Source organism: Xanthomonas theicola, assembly GCF_014236795.1.
Classification (GTDB): domain Bacteria; phylum Pseudomonadota; class Gammaproteobacteria; order Xanthomonadales; family Xanthomonadaceae; genus Xanthomonas_A; species Xanthomonas_A theicola.
Window position 1 is genome coordinate 2,655,778 of the sequence record NZ_CP049017.1, and the last position, 20,428, is coordinate 2,676,205.

18 protein-coding genes and 1 pseudogene are annotated in these 20,428 nt (G+C 65.8%); 10 read left to right on the forward strand and 9 right to left on the reverse strand.

Going from position 1 to position 20,428, the window contains the following annotated elements; genetic code table 11:
- Positions 1–208 precede the first annotated feature (208 nt).
- The 3 genes and pseudogenes from G4Q83_RS12470 to G4Q83_RS24645 all read right to left on the reverse strand — a co-directional run.
- Positions 209–1,105, reverse strand: a complete 897-nt coding sequence (locus G4Q83_RS12470; protein WP_128421409.1) for a LysR family transcriptional regulator — start codon at positions 1,103–1,105, stop codon at positions 209–211.
- A gap of 19 nt (positions 1,106–1,124) precedes the next feature.
- The gene (locus G4Q83_RS12475; protein ID WP_246432083.1) at positions 1,125–2,051 is read right to left on the reverse strand and encodes an ROK family protein; all 927 of its coding nucleotides are present in this window, start codon (positions 2,049–2,051) and stop codon (positions 1,125–1,127) included.
- A gap of 105 nt (positions 2,052–2,156) precedes the next feature.
- Positions 2,157–2,261, reverse strand: a pseudogene (locus G4Q83_RS24645) (hypothetical protein); the annotation flags it as partial.
- A 163-nt stretch (positions 2,262–2,424) separates the two neighbouring features.
- Here G4Q83_RS24645 and G4Q83_RS12480 point away from each other — a divergent pair.
- The 6 genes from G4Q83_RS12480 (at position 2,425) to G4Q83_RS12505 (ending at position 9,210) form a co-directional block, all read left to right on the forward strand.
- The gene (locus G4Q83_RS12480) at positions 2,425–4,674 is read left to right on the forward strand and encodes a TonB-dependent receptor (protein WP_128421402.1); all 2,250 of its coding nucleotides are present in this window, start codon (positions 2,425–2,427) and stop codon (positions 4,672–4,674) included.
- A complete protein-coding gene (locus G4Q83_RS12485; RefSeq protein WP_128421401.1) occupies positions 4,674–5,480 on the forward strand; it encodes a DUF1868 domain-containing protein in 807 nt (268 codons plus the stop codon). Before G4Q83_RS12480 ends, G4Q83_RS12485 begins: the two co-directional genes overlap by 1 nt.
- Positions 5,477–6,202 carry an acid phosphatase gene (locus G4Q83_RS12490; RefSeq protein WP_128421400.1) on the forward strand — a complete coding sequence of 242 codons (726 nt, stop codon included), beginning with the start codon at positions 5,477–5,479 and terminating at the stop codon, positions 6,200–6,202. The genes G4Q83_RS12485 and G4Q83_RS12490 overlap by 4 nt, the downstream gene beginning before the upstream one ends.
- Positions 6,203–6,260: 58 nt before the next feature.
- A protein-coding gene (locus G4Q83_RS12495; RefSeq protein ID WP_246432084.1) for an IS5 family transposase occupies positions 6,261–7,024 on the forward strand; the annotation gives its coding sequence in 2 pieces (ribosomal slippage) (positions 6,261–6,576 and positions 6,576–7,024; 765 coding nt in all).
- 52 nt (positions 7,025–7,076) lie between these two features.
- Positions 7,077–7,883 (forward strand): IS5 family transposase, encoded by an 807-nt coding sequence (locus G4Q83_RS12500; RefSeq protein WP_185817207.1) that lies wholly within the window; start codon positions 7,077–7,079, stop codon positions 7,881–7,883.
- 34 nt (positions 7,884–7,917) lie between these two features.
- Positions 7,918–9,210, forward strand: a complete 1,293-nt coding sequence (locus tag G4Q83_RS12505; protein WP_128420865.1) for an MFS transporter — start codon at positions 7,918–7,920, stop codon at positions 9,208–9,210.
- A gap of 265 nt (positions 9,211–9,475) precedes the next feature.
- Here G4Q83_RS12505 and secF read toward each other — a convergent pair whose 3' ends face one another.
- From secF to G4Q83_RS12535, 6 genes are all read right to left on the reverse strand, one after another.
- Positions 9,476–10,441 (reverse strand): protein translocase subunit SecF, encoded by a 966-nt coding sequence (gene secF, locus G4Q83_RS12510; RefSeq protein ID WP_128420866.1) that lies wholly within the window; start codon positions 10,439–10,441, stop codon positions 9,476–9,478.
- Positions 10,442–10,605: 164 nt separating this feature from the next.
- The gene (secD, locus tag G4Q83_RS12515; RefSeq protein WP_128420867.1) at positions 10,606–12,450 is read right to left on the reverse strand and encodes a protein translocase subunit SecD; all 1,845 of its coding nucleotides are present in this window, start codon (positions 12,448–12,450) and stop codon (positions 10,606–10,608) included.
- Between the two features lie 56 nt (positions 12,451–12,506).
- Positions 12,507–12,848, reverse strand: a complete 342-nt coding sequence (gene yajC / locus G4Q83_RS12520) for a preprotein translocase subunit YajC (protein ID WP_128420868.1) — start codon at positions 12,846–12,848, stop codon at positions 12,507–12,509.
- A gap of 305 nt (positions 12,849–13,153) precedes the next feature.
- The gene (gene tgt, locus G4Q83_RS12525) at positions 13,154–14,299 is read right to left on the reverse strand and encodes a tRNA guanosine(34) transglycosylase Tgt (protein WP_128420869.1); all 1,146 of its coding nucleotides are present in this window, start codon (positions 14,297–14,299) and stop codon (positions 13,154–13,156) included.
- Positions 14,300–14,372: 73 nt separating this feature from the next.
- Complete coding sequence (gene queA / locus G4Q83_RS12530) at positions 14,373–15,425, reverse strand: tRNA preQ1(34) S-adenosylmethionine ribosyltransferase-isomerase QueA (RefSeq protein ID WP_128420870.1); 1,053 nt, start codon at positions 15,423–15,425, stop codon at positions 14,373–14,375.
- Positions 15,426–15,704: 279 nt separating this feature from the next.
- A complete protein-coding gene (locus G4Q83_RS12535; protein ID WP_128420871.1) occupies positions 15,705–16,136 on the reverse strand; it encodes an Lrp/AsnC family transcriptional regulator in 432 nt (143 codons plus the stop codon).
- A 127-nt stretch (positions 16,137–16,263) separates the two neighbouring features.
- Between G4Q83_RS12535 and G4Q83_RS12540 the strand changes: the two genes are divergently transcribed.
- The 4 genes from G4Q83_RS12540 (at position 16,264) to upp (ending at position 20,158) form a co-directional block, all read left to right on the forward strand.
- Complete coding sequence (locus tag G4Q83_RS12540) at positions 16,264–17,760, forward strand: aminotransferase class III-fold pyridoxal phosphate-dependent enzyme (RefSeq protein WP_128420872.1); 1,497 nt, start codon at positions 16,264–16,266, stop codon at positions 17,758–17,760.
- A gap of 90 nt (positions 17,761–17,850) precedes the next feature.
- Complete coding sequence (locus G4Q83_RS12545; RefSeq protein WP_128420873.1) at positions 17,851–18,459, forward strand: TetR/AcrR family transcriptional regulator; 609 nt, start codon at positions 17,851–17,853, stop codon at positions 18,457–18,459.
- A gap of 51 nt (positions 18,460–18,510) precedes the next feature.
- Complete coding sequence (locus G4Q83_RS12550; RefSeq protein WP_246432085.1) at positions 18,511–19,413, forward strand: alpha/beta fold hydrolase; 903 nt, start codon at positions 18,511–18,513, stop codon at positions 19,411–19,413.
- 112 nt (positions 19,414–19,525) lie between these two features.
- Entirely contained in the window at positions 19,526–20,158 is a 633-nt protein-coding gene (gene upp / locus G4Q83_RS12555; RefSeq protein ID WP_128420875.1) for a uracil phosphoribosyltransferase, read from the forward strand.
- Positions 20,159–20,428: the final 270 nt, after the last annotated feature.

Below are 20,428 nucleotides of genomic sequence, written 5' to 3' on the forward strand. Positions count from 1 at the left end.
CAGCGGTGGAAGGCCAGATAAAAGGTCGCGGCACCTCGCCGCGAGGAAAGCCGGTCTGCACATGGGGTTGGCGCGGCACGCGCCGAATACGGCACCGTGCCGCTGAAATGCGCGAAGCCGCATCACGACTGGCTTGGTGGCGTGCCAGCTACGCAGCAACGCGCCTTGCTGCGCCAGCGCCGCAGTGCTGCGCATATCGGAAAGGGAATCAGCGGCGCGGGTCGGCAGCGTTAGAAATGGCGCGTTCGATGAAGCGCGCCAGCGGTTCGGAAGGCTCCGTGTCGGCCCGTAGCAGGTAGGTCGTTAGGACGGGCGACATGCCCGCCAACGGGCGGCTGGTCACGTCGGGAGAACGGCAGGCGGCGATCTGCGATGCCCCGACCAGCGCCAAGGCATAGCCGGCGGAAACCAAGGTCAGCATCAGGTCGAGCGAAGCGACTTCTTCGGCCACCAGCGGCTCCACGTCCACGGTTCGAAGCACCCGTGCGATCTGGCGGCAATAGCCCTCGCAAACGTGTGGGTCGCCCATCGCCAAGGGATAGCGCAGGACTTCTTCCAGCGGGATGCGCTTGTGGGTCAGCAGCGGATGCTTGGCTGGCACCGCCACGACCAGCGGGTCATGCCATGCAGGCACTGCCAGCAGGCCGTCGCCCACATCATCGGACTGTGCAAATCCGGCATCGTAGAGGTCTTCGCGCAGCCCCGCGATTTGCTGCGACAGCGGTATCTCGGCCAGATGAATCCCGACTTCGGGATCATCGTCCCGGCACTTCGCCAGAAAGGTGCTCAGGCGGGGCGGCGTGATGCCGTCGGACAGGGCGATGCGCAGTTGGCCGTCATAGCCGGCGGCAACCGCTTTTGCACCCTCGCGCGCCTGCTGCAAGGCGGTGAAGATGCGCGGCACATGCTCCTTGAAAACCTGCCCGGCACGCGACAGGCGCGTGCTGCGCGAATTGCGGATGAACAGCCGAACGCCCAAGTCTTCTTCCAGTTCCTTGATCGCCCGCGACAAGGGCGATTGTTCGATGTGCAGTCTCTCTGCTGCGCGGGCGAAATGGAGTTCTTCTGCTACCGCCATGAAACAGCGAAGATGCCGCAACTCCATTGCCATCTCGCTTCCCGAATCAAGGTGCCGCAGCGGTGGTGAAGTGCATCGGCAAACTCGCCGCGCCGATGCTCAAGCTCGATGCCGACAACCCGGACACGATCACGTCCGGCATGGCGAACTCGTGCGGCAACGACGAAGGAACGCGCTGTCGTGCCAATTCCACCAGCCGATGCGTCAGTTTGTCGGGAATCAGGCCGTGGAAAACGATGGCCTCTAGGTCGAGTACCACGGCGAGGAACTTGCACAGGTCATGCACGCAGGGATAGACCCGCTCGGCCCAGCCGTGGATGAGATGGTCGGGAATCTCGTCGATCACGATGTCGCGCACATGCTGCGGCGGGTTCGCCATGCGCTCGCCCAGGTACAGCAGCAAATCGCGGCCTGCCGGACGCACGCCGGCATACGGGAACATGCCGCCGAACTCGCCGGCGCGGCCACGTGCACCGCGGTACGGGCGGCGGTTGAGGATCAGGCCGCCGCCGAAACCGTAGGCGATATGGACGACGGCGAAGTTGCCCAACCGGCGGCCTTCGCCGTAATACATTTCCGCCAAGGCCACGGCCTTCGAGCTGTTCTCCAGCCAACAGGTCATGCCCAATGCCTCGCTGAAAAAGGCTTTCAGGTCGAGCGGCTTCCAGTCCTCGAACTCGTCCGGCAAGTCGTTGTTGCCCTCCGGTCGCGTGCCGGAACCGTAGGCACCCAACGCCATGCCCGGCATCGACACGCCCACGCCGACCAGCTTGGCGGTATCAATGCCCGCAGTGGCGATCAATTCGGCCAGCATCCGCGCGGCCAGCGGCCCGACGTGTTCCGGGGCGAGCGATTCCAGTGGAATCGCGGTGCTGGCGCACAGGCCACCTTCCATGTCCACGATGCAGCCTTCCAGGTATTCGCTTTGCAGCGCGATGCCCGCCGCGAACGCACCGCGCGGATTGAGCTGCACCAGCTGCGCCGGCTGCCCGCGCTGGCCGGCATGAACACGCCCGGATTCGACCACCAGCCCGCGTTCCAGCAACTGCTGGATGAGACGGGTCAACGATGGCGGCGACAAGCCGGCTTCCCGTGCCAGTTCGGCACGGGAGATGGGGCCTCGATACCGGATCAGGTCGAGGATGCGCTGTTCGCTAGGGGCCAGGCCCAGCTCGATGGACACGACGAAGTTCCTTTAGATTCCTCAGAGAAACATATCACGCAGACGACTACACCGAGAAGCCAAATAAAAGTGCGCCTTCCGCGCAATCACCCTGTAATAATCAAGTAATAAATTTCTCTATGGAATGTAATAGCCATCCCCATCACCTCCCCGGAGAACCGCCATGCTGTACTCGCATCCACACCGCGCCCTCAAGCTGTCCATCTTGGCGGCGGGCATCCTGACCGCGCTGCCGGGCTTCGCCCAAGAGGCGACCACACCGACACCAGCCAAGGACCTAGATACGGTGACGGTTTCCGCGACCCGCCGTGAGGAACCCTTGCAAAAGGTTCCGGTGGCTGTCTCGGTGGTCACTGGCGAGCGCATGCAAGCACAGGGCTTGAACAACATCCGCGACATCTCGGCGCAGGTTCCGGCGCTGAACTTCCGTTCCGCTGCCTCGTCAAAAGATCAATCCATCTTCCTGCGCGGCATGGGCACCGTGTCCACCTCGCCGGGCGTTGAGCCGACTGTTTCGACCGTGATTGATGGTGTGCCGCTGGCTCGTCAAGGCATGGCCAACCTCGACCTGCTCGACGTCGATCACATCGAAGTGCTGCGCGGCCCGCAAGGCACGCTGTTCGGCAAGAATGCTTCGGCTGGCGTGGTGAGCATCATCACCAAGAACCCGACTGCCGAAACCACGGGTTCCTTCGATCTGTCATGGTACGAAGGTAACGAGATCCACATGAAGGCCGGCGTCTCCGGCGCACTGGTGCCGGACAAGGTCAATGCCTCGGTCAGCGTCCTCTCTGCGAACTACGACGGCAACGTCACCAATGTTTACAACGGCGACAAGGTCAACGGCTACACCAAGAACGGTGGCCGTGCCAAGTTCGAGATCATCCCCGGCGACAACTTGCGTGCGACAGTGAGCCTCGACTACCTGCGCTCGCACGACACCACCGCACATGGCGTTGTCACCCAGACTTGGCTCCGCGCGTATCCGAGCGGCACGGTGACGAATTACGCGAACTTCGCCGCCGCCTTGGCTCCGGTGGTTGCCGGCAAGGAAAACCGCCAAGCCAACGTCAACCAGGACACCTACGCCAACGACACCAACTATGGTATTGCGGCGCAACTGGACTGGCACACTGGCGACTATGAGTGGACGAGCATTACCGCTTATCGAAAGTGGGAAAACCTGCAATTGCAGGATAACGATCGTCTGCCGAAGGTGACATCCACCAATCCGCAGCGAAACGATCGCGGTGAACTGGACTTCAATCAAATCTCGCAGGAGCTGCGCGTGGCTTCGCCGAAGGGTGGCTTCATCGACTACGTTGCCGGCGTGTTCTACATGCGTGGTGAGGATGAGGAAACCTACACCCGCGAGACGACACAGTTGTCGTCCGGCAGCACGGTCGTTAATCGCGGCGTTGCCAATTTCGGCACGATCAACACCAACTATTCGGTGTTCGGCGAAATGACCCTGAACTTCACCGATGCTTTCCGCGGCATTGCCGGTGCGCGATTCATCCACGACGACATCGACTACTACTTCGCCCGTACCTCGACCTCGGCCACCGCGGTTTCGGGCATCCAGACGGCGTTCGCAAACTCTGGCTCGACGCAGAAGGATGGCTATTCCGCACGCCTGGGCCTTCAATACGATCTCAGCGATCGCGCCAATGTCTACTTCACCTATTCGCGTGGCTACAAGGGGCCAGCGTATAACCTAGCCTTCAGCATGTTGCCGCAGGACACGCAGGCAGCGAAGCCGGAAACCTCGAATGCGTTCGAGCTTGGCCTGAAGTCGAGCTGGTTCAATCATCGCCTCGACCTGAATGTCGCGCTGTTTCAGGACGATTTCGACGACTATCAGGTCAACTTCTACGACACTTACAACGGCTCGATCATCAGCCGCCTCATCAACGCTGGCAGCGTCTCGACCAAGGGCGTGGAGCTTGATCTGTCGGCGCGTCCGGCAGATGGCTTGCGGATCGGCACCTCGGTCGCCTACACCCGCGCCCGTATCGACAAATTCGTCTGCCCGACGGGCACGACCGCTTCGTGCGATGTGAACGGCAAGACGCTGCCTTTCGCTCCTGACTGGAAGGCTTCGGTCAATGGTGAATATCGCGTTCCAGTCAGCGAGAACTACGATCTGAGCTTCGTCACCGATTACAGTTGGCAGAGCGAAAGCCAATACAGCATCAACCAGACCCCGGACACCATCCAGCCGGCTTATGGCATCTGGAACGCCAGCGTCACCTTGAGCAATTACAACGGCTGGCGCATCTCGTTGTTGGGCAAGAACCTGACCGACAAGTCCTATGCGGCCACTCTGGCTACGTTCGATGGCAGTCTTGTCCGCGGCGTGCCGCGCAACGACGAGCGTTACTTCGGTCTCGCTTTCCACAAGGATTTCTGATGAAGACATCACGCCGAGCATTTCTCGGATGGGCGGGTGCAGGTTTGATGGGGGCGACCGTTGCCGGTCGCGCCCACGCCAAGGAACTAGCAAAGGACTGCGAACTGATGGCGCTGGGAGTTCCCAGCGCCATTGGCGTGAGCGAGAAATACGACGACGACGGAAAGGCGTTGTCATTCCCCGGCAATACCATCCTCTGCCATTTGAATCAGCCGGGGCCGATACACACGGCGCTTGCCGAAATAACGGCAGCATTGCACGCCAAGGTCGGCAACAAGAACATCACCTGGACACCGCCATCGTCGTACCACATGACGGTGTTCGATGGGGCGCTGGATTCCCGCCGCCGCCCAGGCGACTGGCCGCACCAGCTGCCGCTGGATGCCTCGCTGGATGAGTGCAACCGCTACGTCGGCGAACGGCTCAAGCAGTTCGACCTCGGCATGGACTTGCCGATCCGCATGGTGGCCGACGAAGCCCTGGCGACGCGGACGAACACGCAGTTCCCGCTGCGCCCGATCGACGATGCGGAGAACAAGCGCCTGTGCAACTTGCGCGACCGGCTGACGGAAGCGACCGGCATTCGCCATCCGAACCACGACAGCTACGGCTTCCACTCCACTTTCGGCTACTACATCCGCCAGTTCGAGACAGTGGCCGAGGAGCGGCGCTACCAATCGCTGTGGCTGGACGCCATCCGCGAACTGCGCCTCCGGGTGCCGGTGATCGAACTGGGCGCGCCGGAATACTGCCTGTTCGATACGATGGACGAATTCAAGACGCAATTCCTGCTGGCAAGGCGATGACCTTTATCCCTGTTCCGTTCCGCGTCAACGGCATCGTGCCGTTGGCCTTGTGCGCGTTGCTGGCGGCGATGCCGGCGGCGGCGCAAACCGCCCCGGCGGATCGCTACTTGTCCGGCGAGGGTGTTGATCTGGTGCAGGTGCTTCCGCCTGCGCCCGAACGCGGCACGCCGCGCTACGAGGCCGACCGCCGCACCTTCCGCGAAACCCGCAAGCTGCTGGGCACGCCGCGCGGTGCGCAAGCCGTCGGCGACGTGCACGAGGATGTGACCTCGATGCTGGCCGATTTCTCGCCGGCCGCCGGGCGCACGCTCACGCCCGAAGCGAACCCGGCGCTGGCCGCGTTGCTGGCGCGGATGCGCCCGGACGTGGCGGCGGCGGTGACGGCGGCCAAGCCGGTGTGGCAACGGCAGCGCCCGTTCCATCTGGACAAGGGCACGACCTGCCAACCACATGACCAGGTGGCCGACTACGACTATCCCTCCGGCCATACGACGTGGGGAACGGCGGTGGCGCTGGTGCTGGTCGAACTGATGCCCGACCACGCGACGGAAATCCTCGCCCGTGGCCGCGCCTACGGCGATAGCCGCTATATCTGCGGCGTGCATAACCTGAGCGCGGTGGAAGCCGGCCGGCTAGCCGGTGCGTCGGTCGTCGCCCGTCTGCACGGCGATGTGGCGTTCCGGCAGGACGTGGACGCGGCACGGCAGGAACTGGCGCAATAAAGCCGTTCTAGACTAGGGCCTGTTAACACTAATGGCCCGAGCGTTTAAACTATCGGGCATGGAGATCACGCCAGCACAATCTTCCCTAATCGAACACTGCCTGCCGGCACAGCGCGGCAATGTCAGCATGACCAACCTGCAAGTGGTCAACGCCATCCTTTACGTTGCCGAGCATGGCTGCAAATGGCGCGGCCTGCCCAAGCGCTTTGGCAACTGGCACACGGTGTACACACGCATGAACCGCTGGGCCAAGGCGGGTGTGCTGGACCGGATGTTGGCCCAATTGCAGAAGTCCCAGATCGTGCGCATCAAAATCGAAGCAATCTCGCTGGACTCCACCAGCATCAAGGTGCATCCCGATGGCACGGGCGCATTAAAAAAAACGGTCCGCAGGCCGTCGGCAAGTCCCGCGGTGGATGGAACACCAAGATTCATATGGTTGCCGCAGATGCTCGAACAGCCATCACCTTTGGATTGACGCCTGGTAACGTGCATGACGCACCTGCAGGCCGCACGTTGCTTGAACACCTGGGGCCAGTGGAGCGGCCGATTCATTTGTTGATGGACCGTGCCTACGAAGGCAACCAAACCCGCCAGTTGGCGCTCGATCTTGGCTTCGTGCCGGTGGTCCCGCCGAAATCCAATCGGGTCGAGCCTTGGGAATACAACCGGGAGATGTACAAGCGGCGCAACGAGGTGGAGAGACTGTTCCGTCGCCTGAAAGGCTACCGCCGGATTTTCTCGCGCTTCGAGAAGCTGGATGCCATGTTCCTTGGATTCCTCAGCTTCGTCCTGGTCGTTGATGGGCTTCGGATGTGTTAACAGGCCCTAGAGCGTGTTATGAACTTTGAGTCGATCCGGCTATCGTAGCGGGATGCAGAGCAAACGCCCATATCCGACCGACATTTCCGACGAAGAGTGGGCGTTCGCAGCGCCTTACCTGAGCCTGATGACCGAGCACGCTCCGCAGCGCAAGTACGAGCTGCGGGCAATGTTCAATGCGCTGCGCTGGATGGCACGTGCTGGAGCGCCATGGCGCCTTTTGCCCAAGGACTTCCCGCCATGGGAAGCGGTCTACCAACAGACACAACGCTGGCTGCAGGCGGGCTGCTTTGAAGCCATGGTCAACGACCTGCGTTCCATCCTGCGTGTTGCCCAAGGCAGACATGGCCAACCCAGTGCTGTCATCCTGGACGGGCGGACGCTGCAATCCACCTGCGAGAGCGACACACGTGCAGGCTACGACGGCTATAAGCGCAAGAAGGGCAGCAAGGTGCATATGGCGGTGGACACGCTCGGATATTTGCTTGCAGTGCAAGTCACACCTGCCGACGAGCAAGAACGCGCTCAGGTGCGCTCGCTGGCGCAAGAGGTGCAACATGTCACGGGCGATACGGTAAAACTGGCGTTCGTGGATCAAGGCTACACCGGGCAGGAGCCGGCGCAAGCCGCGCAGGCAGAAGGAATCGAACTGCACGTGGTGAAACTTCCCGAAGCCAAGAAAGGATTCGTCTTGCTTCCTCGGCGCTGGGTCGTCGAACGCAGCTTCGGCTGGGTCAACCGATTCCGACGATTGGCACGCGACTATGAGCGCTTGCCGGAAACCTTGGCTGGCTTGCACTTCGTCGTCTTCACCGTGCTCATGCTCAGCAACGCCGCTACCATCCTTCAAAGTTCATAACACGCTCTAACGGCAGGGGCGACTTGGAAACCGCGTGCAACAGCAGTTCCGCTATTACTTGGGTGCACATGGCGGCAAGAGCCTGTTCTGGCATGCCTACGATCTGCTGTTCGCGTATTTCCTGACCCAGTACCTGCACCTGCCGCCACAGACGATGGGCGTGGTGGCGATGGCGTTGATGCTGTTCAGCGCCATCGCCGACCCGGTGGTTGGCTGGTGGATTGACTGCGGTCCGGACACGTTGCGGCGCTTGGCCGGTTTGCAGGTTTGGGGCGCGCTGCTGTCGGCGATTGCCTTCCTCGTGTTGTTCTCGGTGCCGCGACCGGGATCGCCGTTGCTGCACGCGGTCGTGGTCGGACTGGCCTTCCAGGTCTGCTACAAGCTCTACGACGTGCCGCAGAACGCGCTGACCTCGGTGCTGACCCGCGACAACCGCGAGGTGCTGCGGCTTTCGACCGGGCGGTATTTCCTGAGCGGCAGCGCCCGCATCGTGGTGGCGTGCATCGCCTACCTGCTGATCGGCAAGGGGGCCGAATCGCGCTCGGACTGGAGCATGACCCTGTTCGTCGCGCTGCTGTGCGCGCCGGCGCTGGTATCGGCGTGGCTGCTGGCGCGGGTGGCGAAGCAAACCACCGGCCATGCCGGCGAAGCGCCGAAACCCGCTGCCAACGCCACACTTGCTGGTTTGGTCGCGCGGATACCGCAAGGAATGGCGCTGCTGCTGTTCGCCGGTTTCGTCAATGCCGGCATGGTGTCGGTGATGAGCCGCGTCCTGCCGTACCTGGGCGAGCGGTCGGGCGCGCTGATCGCGTTCTCGGTCGGCACATTGGCGCTGCTCCCGATGTTCCAGTTCGTCGCCGCGCGCTTCGGCGAGCACCGGGCGTTCCTGCTGGCGGCGTTGCTGGCCGGCGTGGCCTGCGTCGGGCTGGCGTGGTCGTTCCACCTCAACGGAATCAACGGCAGCGTCGGGCTGGATGCCTTCGCTTTCCTCTACGGTGGCGGTGCGTTCGGCTGCACGATGCTGCTGTGGGGCACGGCGGCCAACCTGATTCACCGCCACAACGCCCGCACCGGGCTGCGCTCGGACACGCTTTCCTACGGCATTTTCACCTTCGCCTCGAAGTTCGGCATCGCATTGTCGATGGTCGCGCTGGGCCATGCGCTGGGGCCGTCGGTACTGCTGCCGCACGATGCCGATTACGGCGATGCGCTGAACAAGGCGGCCGTGTTCGGCGTGGCCGGCGCGGTGATCGGTGCGGCGGCGATCTACCGGACGATGTGGGCGTTGAGTGAAACGATGGTGCCGTCCAAGATGGGGCCGCGCTGACAGCGTGGCTCCATCAGTAGGAACTACTCCGATCCTTGCTGTGTTGCTCCAATGCGTGTGACCCATGTGGCACTTCGTCACCGAAGAGCCTGACAGGCGCAACGACGAGAACACCGCCCAACTGGCCGCCCTGCCTGCCTTTTCCATCGCGAGGTGGTCGCGCCAAGCGCTTGACAGCGGAAATTTTTCGTTTTGGGAGGGGGCAAGGCGGTGATGGGGTGCCGCTCTTGCGAATCCCCAATCCCGACTCCCCAATCCAAGCCCCTCAGGGCCTGCGCGCCAACGCCTCGACGTCCTTGGTCTTGGGCAGCAGGTCCTGCTTGCTGACCTGGAACGGGCCGATCGACAGCAGCGGCACCGCCACGATCACCGACGACACCACCACGATGACCGCGCCGATCATGTGGGTCAGCGCCAGGCCTTCCATCGAGGTGCCGCCATACAGGTACAGCGCCAGCGCCGACAGGAAGAACATCACCGCGGTGATCACGGTGCGCGACAGGGTCTGGTTGATCGAGCGGTTCAGCACTTCCAGCGGCTCCACGCGCAGGCTGCGGAAGTTCTCGCGCACGCGGTCGAACACCACGATGATGTCGTTGATCGCAAAGCCCATCACCGACAACAGGCCGGCCAGCACGGTCAGGTCGAACTCGCGGCCGGTGAGCGAGACGTAGGCCACGGTCACCAGCAGGTCGAACAGCGCGGTCAGGCTGGCCACCACCGCGAACTTCCACTCGAAGCGGAACGCGATGTAGATCAGGAAGCCGACCAGCATGAACACCGTGGCGTAGACGCCGTTCAGCGCCAGGTCCTTGCCGACCTGCGGGCCGACGAACTCGCCCGGCTGCACCGTCGCCGGGTTCTGCGCGGTATCCACCGCCTTGCGCACCTGCTCGGCGAGGTTCTTGGTCACGTCCTGGTTGTTGTGCTCGCCTTGCGGCTGCAGGCGGATCACGATCTCGTTGCCGCTGCCGACGTTCTGCACCTGCGCGTTCTCGAAGCCGGCCGCGGCCAGCTGCTCGCGCACGTGGTCCACGTCCACCGGCTTCTGGAAGCTGGCCTGCACCAGCGCGCCGCCGGTGAACTCCAGCGCGTAGTTGAAGCCCTTGGCGAAGATCACCCCGAGCGAAGCCACCGCCAGCACCAGCATCAGCACCAGAGTCGGACGCCGCCAGCGCATGAAGTCGATCTTGGTGTCGTTCGGGATCAGGTGAAGCGGGAAAATTTTCATGGAGACGTGCTCTTCATTTTTAGACCCCCGCACATGGATTTGCGGGCTCTTGCGAGGGACTCGCATTTTTGCACCCCCGCACATGGATGTGCGGGCTCTTGCGAAAGACTCGCATTTTTGCACCCCCCGCACATAGGTGTACGGGCTCTTGCAAGGAACTCACATCAAATGGCGACGGACTTGAGCTTCTTGCGGCGGCTGTAGATCAGCGTGGCCAGCGCGCGCGACACGGTGATCGCAGTGAACATCGAGGCGAAGATGCCGATGATCATGGTCAGCGCGAAACCCTTCAGCGGGCCGGTGCCGAACGCGTACAGGGCCACGCCGACGATCAGGCCGGTGAGGTTGGCGTCGAGGATGGTGCCGCCCGCCTTCTCGTAGCCGGCGGCGATCGCCGATTTCGGCGGCACGCCCAGCCGCAGCTCCTCGCGGATGCGCTCGTTGATCAGCACGTTGGCGTCCACCGACAGGCCCACCGACAAGGCCAGGCCGGCGAAGCCGGGCAGGGTCATGGTGGCGCCGAACAGCGACATCACCGAGACCACGATCAGCAGGTTCATCAGCAGCGCCACCGACGTGATCACGCCGAACATGCGGTAGTACACGCCGAAGAACACCAGGGTGAACAGGAACGCGTAGATCACCGCGGTGACGCCGCGCTCGACGTTCTCCGCGCCCAGGCTGGGGCCGATCACGTACTCCTCGACGAAGTCCATCGGCGCGGCCAGCGAACCGGCGCGCAGCAGCTTGGCCAGGTTCTCGGCCTCGGTCTTTTCCAGGCCGGTGGTCTGGAAGTTCTTGCCGAACACCCCGGCGATGCGGGTCGGCGACAGCGCCTCTTCCTTGACCCGCACGCTGCGCACTTCCTTGCCGTCGACCATGCTCACGGTGGGAATGCGCTCGATGTAGACCACCGACATCAGCTTGCCGGTATTGGCGCTGGTGTAGTCGAACATGCGCTGGCCGGCGACGTTGTTGAGGGTGACCGCCACCGCCGGCAGGCCGTTCTGGTCGGTGCTGACGGTGGCGTTGACCATCTGCTCGCCGGACACCAGCACGCGCTTGTTCAGCAGCACCGGGGCGCCGCTGTCGCGCAGGCGGAACACCTTGGCCTCGGGCGGGATATTGCCGGTGCGCACCGCGTCCTCGGCGTTGCCTTCGACCACGCCGCGGAACTCCAGCGTGGCGGTGGCGCCGATCATGCGCTTGGCCTCGGCGGTGTCCTGCACGCCGGGCAGTTCGACCACGATGCGGTCCTCGCCCTGGCGCTGGATGATCGGCTCGGCCACGCCCAATTGGTTGACGCGGTTGCGCAGCGTGGTCAGGTTCTGCTCGATGGCGCCGGCGGCGATCTGCTTGAGCTCGGCATCGGGCACGCTCACCGCGATGGTCTGCGCGGACACGGCGTAGCGCAGCGTCGGTTGCGCCTTGGCCAGCGCGGCGCGCGCGGCGTCGGCGTCGGCGCCCTCGCCCAGGCCGACCTGGATGCTGTTGTCGGCGCGGCGCTCGACCGAGCGGTAGGCGATGCGGTTGTCGCGCAGGGTGGTGCGGATGTCCTCGGCGAAGCCGTCCAGCCGCTTCTCCAGCGCCGCCTTCTGGTCCACCTGCAGCGCGAAGTGCACGCCGCCGACCAGGTCCAGGCCGAGCACCATCGGCTTGCCGCCGATCCTGGACAGCCATTCCGGCACGGTCGAGGCCAGGTTCAGCGCCACCGTGTAGTTCTCGCCCACCTGCTGGCGCAGGATGTCGTTGGCGCGGGTCTGCGCCTGCAGGCTAGGCAGGCGCACCATCAGGCTGTCGCCTTCGTTGGCCACCGACTTGGGGGTGATCCCGGCCGCCTTCAGGTCGGCGCCGACCCGCTCGCGCAGGGCCTCGTCGAGCTGGCCGCCGCGGCTGGCGGTGATCTGCACCGAGGGGTCCTTCTGGTAGACGTTGGGCAGCGCGTACAACGCGCTGAACGCCAGCACGATCAGGATGAGGAAATACTTCCAGCGCGGAAACTCGAGCATTGCAGGACCCCGCGCGACGCCACGCCGGCGCCGCGCCTAGCAGTAGGAGAAATGGATCAGGCGGACTTCAGCGTGCCCTTGGGCAGCACGTTGCCGATGGCGCCCTTCTGCACGCGGATGCGCACGTTGTCGGCGATTTCCACGGTGATGAAGTTGTCGCCGATGTCGGTGACCACGCCGGCCACGCCGCCGGAGGTGATGACTTCGTCGCCGCGGCCGAGCTTGTCCAGCATCGACTTGTGTTCCTTCTGCCGCTTCATCTGCGGGCGGATCATCACGAAATACATCACCGCGATCAGGATGATCGGCAGCAGGAACATCTGCATGCCGCCACCGGCGGGAGCGGCGCCGGCGGTCTGCGCCTGGGCCACGGGAATCAGGAAATCGAGCGGGTTCATCGGTGTGTCCTATGGTTTGGGCGGCCCGTCGCCGTTGCGGGCACGGACCGCTGGTTTGTCGCCGGAGGCGGCAAGCAGCCGCCGATTATGCCACGATCTCTCCTTACCCTTGGATCGGGCCGCAACCCCCCTTCTCCCACCGGGACCACCTTCCCCCTTCTCGGGGGAAGGTGCCGCGCAGCGGCGGATGAGGGTACGGGCGAAGCCTCGTGCACCCAAACGCCGCGAGACGCTTCGCGCCGTACCCTCACCCCAACCCCTCTCTCCCACGGGGACTCCCTACGGTCGCCGGTAGGAGAGGGGCTTTATCCTTGCTCCGACGGTAGCGGCGCCGCTTCCACCCCGCGCGCCGCATAGAAGGACCGCCGGAACTGGGCAAAGGTTCCCGCGGCGATCGCCGCGCGCATGTCGGCCATCAGTTTCTGGTAGTACCAGAGGTTGTGCAGGGTGCCCAGCATCGGCGCCAGCATCTCGTTGCAACGGTCCAGATGGCGCAGGTAGGAGCGGGTATAGCCGCCGCTGCAGGCGTGGCAGCCGCAGCCCGGCTCGATCGGGCTCAGGTCGCGCTCGTAGCGGGCGTTGCGGATGCGCACGGTGCCGAACGCGGTGAAATAGTGGCCGTTGCGCGCGTTGCGGGTCGGCATCACGCAGTCGAACATGTCCACGCCGCGGGCCACGCCCTCGACCAGGTCCTCCGGCCGCCCAACCCCCATCAGATAGCGCGGATGGTCGGCCGGCAGCCGCGGATGCAGGTGTTCGAGCATCGCGTTGCGCTCGTGCTCCGGCTCGCCCACCGCCAGCCCGCCGATCGCGTAACCGTCGAAGCCGATCGCCTGCAGGCCCTCGATCGAGCGCGTGCGCAGGTCCGCATGCACGCCGCCCTGGACGATGCCGAACAGCGCCGCGTCGTTGCCCAGGCCGTCGTGCGCATCGCGCGAGCGCTGCGCCCAGCGCAGGCTCAGCTCCATCGAGCGGCGCGCGACGTCCTCGGTGGCCGGGTACGGGGTGCACTCGTCGAAGATCATCACCACGTCCGAGTCGAGCACCTTCTGGATGCGCATGCTCTCCTCCGGGCCCAGGAACACCTTGGCGCCGTCGGTCGGCGAGGCGAAGGTCACGCCCTGCTCGCTGATCTTGCGCCGGTGCGCCAGCGAGAACACCTGGAAACCGCCCGAATCGGTGAGGATCGGCCCGTCCCAGCGGGCGAAGCCGTGCAGCCCGCCGTGGTCGCCGATCACGTCCAGGCCCGGCCGCAGGTACAGGTGGAAGGTATTGCCGAGGATGATCTGCGCGCCCAGCGCGCGGATCTGCTCGGGCAGCACGCCCTTGACCGAGCCGTAGGTGCCGACCGGCATGAACGCGGGGGTTTCCACCGTACCGCGCGGGAAGGTCAGGCGGCCGCGGCGCGCGGCGCCGTCGGTGGTGTCGAGCTGGAACTGCAGTCGGGACATTGAAAGGCCGGGAATGGGGAGTGGGGAATCGGGAGGGGTTACAGCACCGGATGGCGCAATGGCTTGGGCTTTTTTACGGCTCTCCATTCCCCATTCCCCATTCCCCGCTCCACAGCAGCATCGCATCGCCGTAGCTGAAGAAGCGGTAGCACTGCGCGATCGCGTGGCGATAGGCGGCGAAGATGCGTTCGCGGCCGGCGAAGGCCGACACCATCATCAGCAGCGTGCTTTCCGGCAGGTGGAAGTTGGTGACCATCGCATCGACGCTGCGGATGCGGTAGCCGGGCAGGATGAAGATCTGGGTCTCGCCGGCGAACGGAAGCAGTTCGCCGTCCCGGGAGGCGCTCTCCAGCGCGCGCACGACGGTGGTGCCGACTGCGATCACGCGGCCGCCGGCGGCGCGGGTACGCCGCACCTGCTCGACTAGGCCGGCGCCGACGTTGAGCCACTCGCGGTGCATCACGTGCTGCTCCAGCGCCTCCGCCCGCACCGGCTGGAAGGTGCCCGCACCCACGTGCAGGGTGACGTGGCCGACGCCGACGCCGCGCGCCTGCAGGGCCTCCAGCAAGGGCGCATCGAAGTGCAGCCCGGCGGTGGGCGCGGCGACCGCACCGGCCTGCCGCGCGAACACGGTCTGGTAGCGCTCGCGGTCGTCCAGCCCGGGCTCGCGGCGGATGTACGGCGGCAACGGCAGCCGCCCGGCCCGCTGCAACCACGATTCCAGCGTGTCGGGCACGCGGAACTGGAGCACGTAGAACGCGCCGTCGCGGTCCAGCACCTCGGCCTCGCCGCCGGCATCCAGGGCGATGCGCGCGCCGGCCTTGGGCGACTTGCTCACGCCCAGTTGCGCGCGTGCGCGCTGGCCGCCGAGCAGGCGCTCGATCAGGATCTCGACACGGCCGCCGCTGCGCTTGTGCCCGAACAGGCGCGCCGGGATCACCCGAGTGTCGTTGAACACCAGCAGATCGCCCGGCTGCAGCAGCTGCGGCAGGTCGCGCACCTGGCGGTCGGCGAACGGCGCCGGTGCCGGCGGCACCAGCAGCAGGCGGCTGGCGGAACGTTTGGCCAGCGGCGCCTGCGCGATCAGCTCCTCGGGCAGGTCGTAGCGGAAATCGGACTTCTTCAAGGCCGGCGGGTCGCGGAACGGGGCCGAACATTGTAGCGGGAGGGCGAGGACGCGGGACGGCAGGATGCTGTCCCGGCGCAAATCGCTGTCAAGAAAATCGCCACATCTTCAGAAGGAAAAAGCGGCTTTTTTGCAACTTCGCACCAACCGTTTTTCTGTAGGAGGGTCTTCGGCCCCACGCCCTACCGGTAACGCATCGGGGCTGAAGCCCCTCTTGCAGAAACGCAGAAATGCGGCGCACTCGCAAAAATCCCGAGTCCTGAGTCCCGAACCCCAGCCTCACCTCTCGAACTTGGTCGAAAGGATGATCGACGACGTGGTGCGTTCCACGCCCTCCACCGCGCCGATGCGGTCGGTCAGCACATCCATGTCGTCAACGCCCGGCACCACGCCCAGCGCGATCAGGTCGTAGGATCCGCTGACCGAATGCAGTCCGCGGATCTGGTCGATGCCGCGCAGCGCCTTGACCACCGAGGTCATCTTCTTCGGCAGCACGGTGATCAGGATGTGCGCGCGCAGATGGCCCTGCTCGAAATCCTCGCGGGTGCGCACGGTGTAGCCGCAGATCACACCCTCGCGCTCCAACCGCTCGATCCGGCTCTGCACGGTGGTGCGCGACAGGCCGAGCTTGCGGGCGATCTGCGCGGTGGAGGCGCGCGCGTCCTCGCGCAGCAGCGAGAGCAGGCGTTCGTCGGAGGAAGTGATCTTCATGCCGGCCGGATTTCGTCGAATCGACGAAATTATCCGATTTCCTGCACAAATCAACTCTGCCAATCGACGATCCGGTCCCGATAATAAGAAGGTCAGTCGCCAGACAGCCCGTTCCCAGGAGATCCGCATGTCCGTACTCGGCCCCCTCGCCCCGCTGCGCGCCCACGCCGGCCAACGCCTGACCGCCGGCCTGGCCGATGCGGACATCGAGCGCCTGGCGGCGTCGCACCCGCAGTTGGCCGCCGCGATCGCCGCCGCTGCGGCCGAGCACGCGCGCCTGGCGCACGAGTTCACGGAATTGCTCGAACTGGACGAGGATGCGCAGATCGGCACGCTACAGGCCGGCTTCGTCAATTTCTACGCCGACGATGCGGTGACCCCGTACGTGGCGCTGGCCGCAGGCGGCCCGTGGGTGGTCACGCTGAAGGGCGCGGTGCTGTACGACGCCGGCGGCTACGGCATGCTCGGCTTCGGTCACACCCCGGACGCGGTGCTGGAGGCGATGGCGCGGCCGCAGGCGATGGCCAACGTGATGACCCCCAGCCTGTCGCAGCTGCGCTTGGAGCGCGCGCTGCGCGCCGAGATCGGGCAGCGCCGCGGCGGTTGCCCGTACAGCAAGTTCATGTGCCTCAACTCCGGCTCCGAAGCGGTCGGCCTGGCCGCGCGCATCGCCGACATCAACGCCAAGCTGCAGACCGACCCGGGCGCGCGCCATGCCGGCGCCAGGATCAAGCGCATCGTGGTCAAGGGCAGTTTCCACGGCCGCACCGACCGTCCCGGGCTGTACTCCGATTCCAGCCGCAAGGCTTACCTGCAGCACCTGGCCAGCTACCGCGGCGAGGACTCGGTGATCGCGATCGCGCCCTACGACGTGGACGCCCTGCGTGGCGCATTCGCCGACGCCGAGCAGCACGGCTGGTTCGTCGAGGCGGTGTTCCTGGAGCCGGTGATGGGCGAAGGCGACCCGGGCCGCGCGTTGCCGCCGGCGTTCTACGCCGCCGCGCGCGACCTCACCCGCGCCCACGGCAGCCTGCTGCTGGTCGATTCGATCCAGGCCGGCCTGCGCGCCCACGGGGTGCTGTCGGTGGTCGACTATCCCGGCTTCGAGCAGCTCGTTCCGCCGGACATGGAAACCTACTCCAAGGCGCTCAACGCCGCGCAGTATCCGCTGTCGGTGCTGGCGGTCGGCGAGCACGCCGCGCAGCTGTACCGCAAGGGCACCTACGGCAACACCATGACCAGCAACCCGCGCGCGCTGGACGTGGCCAGCGCCACGCTGGCGCAGCTGACCCCGCAGGTACGCGCCAACATCCGCGCACGCGGCGCCGAGGCGGTGCAGAAGCTGGAGAAGCTCAAGGCCGAGCTCGGCGGGCTGATCACCCAGGTGCAGGGCACCGGCCTGCTGTTCTCCTGCGCGCTGGCGCCGCAGTTCAAGTGCTATGGCGCCGGCTCCACCGAACAATGGCTGCGCCGGCACGGGGTCAATGTGATCCACGGCGGCGAGAACTCGCTGCGCTTCACCCCGCATTTCGCGATGGATGCCGAGGAACTGGACCTGCTGGTGGGGCTGATCGGCCGCGCGCTGCGCGAAGGCCCGCGGCTGGAACAGGCGAAGGCGGCCTGATCGCCCGGATGCCGGCCTCGATCGGCGGCCGGCAGTGCATGGTCGGATTCCGACTTGATTTGGAATCGATCATTTCCTAAAGTGCTGGCCATGCCAGCCGCCCCCCTGTCCACGCGCCTGCCCGGCCGCCCACGCGAGTTCGATGCCGAACAGGCGGTGGCGCGAGCGCTCGAGGTGTTCCGCGAGCGCGGTTACGCAGGCGCATCGATCGCACTGCTCGCACAGGCGATGGGCTTGACCACCGGCAGCATTTACAAGGCATTCGGCGACAAGCGCGCGCTGTTCCTGCAGGCGTTCCAGCACTATCTGCAGGCACGCGGCGCGCTGCTCGGGCAGCGGCTCGCCGCCTGCCGCAGCGGCCGCGAGCGGATCGCCGCGACGATCGATTTCTACCTGGCATCCTCGCAGGGCGCAGAAGGCCTGCGCGGCTGCCTGGTGGCGGGCAGCGCCGCCGAGGCGCGCACGCTGGACCACTCGATGCAGGCCATCGTCGCCGAGACATTGCAACGCAATCGGGCGCAGCTGGAAGAACTGGTCCGCCAAGGCCAGGCCGATGGCTCGATCGCCGAGCGGCTGGCAGCCGGCGAGGCGGCCCAGGCCCTGCTCGCCTTCCTGCTCGGCCTGCGCGTGCTCGGCAAGGCCGGTCACCCGCTGCAGGGCGATGCCTTGCGCGCGCTGGCGCTGAAGATCCTCGATTGAGTATTTTCTTGCCTGATTTGGAAACGATCGATACCTAACATGGAGACTGAAATGCCTACTTCGCCCGAACGCGCCTGCGCCCCGGAAGGATTCGCCCATCGCCATGCCTCGATCGACGGCGTGCGCCTGCACTACGTCGAAGGCGGACGCGCCGATGCGCCGCCGCTGCTGTTGCTGGCCGGCTTCCCGCAGAGCTGGTACGCCTGGCGCCGCGTGCTGCCGCTGCTCGCGCCGCACTATCGGCTGATCGCGCCGGATCTTCCCGGCCAGGGCGATTCGGACCGCCCTGCCGAAGGCTACGACACCGCGGCGCTTGCCGCCTCGCTGCATGGCTTGATGCAACGGATCGGCTGGCCGCCGCATGCGGTCGTCGCCCACGACGTCGGTGCCTGGGTCGCCTATGCCTATGCGGGCATGTTCCCCGACCGGGTCGAACGCCTGGCGCTGCTGGATGCCGGCATCCCGGGCGCGACACTGCCCGAAGCCCTGTCCACGGCACCGCAAACGGCGTGGAAGACCTGGCATTTCGCCTTCCACGCGCTGCCCGATCTGCCCGAGATGCTGGTGAGCGGGCGCGAACGCGGTTACCTGCAATGGTTCCTGCAGCGCAAGGCAGCCGATCCCGGCGTGTTCGATGCGGCCGCTATCGACGAGTACCTGCGCACCTTCGCCGGCCCGGGCGGGTTGCGCGCCGGCTTTGGCTACTACCGCGCCGCCGCGCGCTCGGCCGCACAGAACCGCGAACGCGCCCGCAGCGGAAAACTGGCGATGCCGCTGCTGGCGATCAGCGCCGAACATGGCTCGATCCGCGACATGGCAACGCCGCTGCGCGCCCACTTCGAGCGCGTGCAAGCGGCGAGCATCGCCGATTGCGGCCACTACGTTCCCGAGGAACAACCGCAGGTATTGGCCGGACTGCTGCGGGACTTCCTGCAAGCACCCTCCGCTGCGTAGGCGGCGCATCGCCTGCTTCGCAGCGGGTGGGTGGACGCATGCGGGCCGCGATCCCTGGCCGCCGCCGCGCCGGCTGCGGCACACTGTGCGCATCCCCCTTGCGAGCGCCCCCATGAAGATCGTCGAAGTCCGCCATCCCCTGGTGCAGCACAAGATTGGCCTGCTGCGCGACGCCGCGCTGAGCACCAAGGGCTTTCGCGAACTGGTCACCGAGCTGGGCACCCTGCTCGGCTACGAGGCCACCGCCGACCTGGAGACGGAAACGCACACGATGGACGGCTGGGCCGGCCCGACCCGGGTGCAGCGCATTGCCGGGGCCAAGATCACCCTGGTGCCGATCCTGCGCGCCGGGCTGGGCATGCTGCCCGGCGTGCTGGCGCTGATCCCGGCGGCGCGGGTCAGCGTGGTCGGCCTGCAGCGCGACGAGCAGACGCTGCAGCCGGTGCCCTACTTCGAGCGCCTCACCGGCCGCCTGGAAGAGCGCGATGCGTTGATCCTGGACCCGATGCTGGCCACCGGCGGCACCCTGATCGCCACCGTGGACATGCTCAAGCGCGCCGGCGCGCGGCGGATCAAGGGCATCTTCCTGGTCGCCGCACCGGAAGGGCTGCGCGCGCTGGAGGCGGCGCATCCGGACGTGGCGGTGTACACCGCCGCGATCGACGGCCAGCTCAACGCCAAGGGCTACATCCTGCCCGGCCTCGGCGACGCCGGCGACCGCATCTTCGGCACCCGGATGGGCTGAGCCACGGGCGCGCTGCGGGCGCGCAGGACCCGCAGCGCCGACGTTGGAAGACGCGCTCGCTGCCCTGCCCAAGGCTGCAGGAGCGACGCCGGATGACCTCGGGCCATCCGTCGCGACGAGGGCCGCCAGTCACGCCCGTCGCCACTGCAGCCGCTCCCACCTCACGTCGCCCGCGCGCGTGGCGTCGCCTGGATCGGCAACGTCACTGGCCTGCTGCGCGGCAATCGCGCACGCGCGCTCACAAACGATACACGCCCGCGTTTCTGCAAT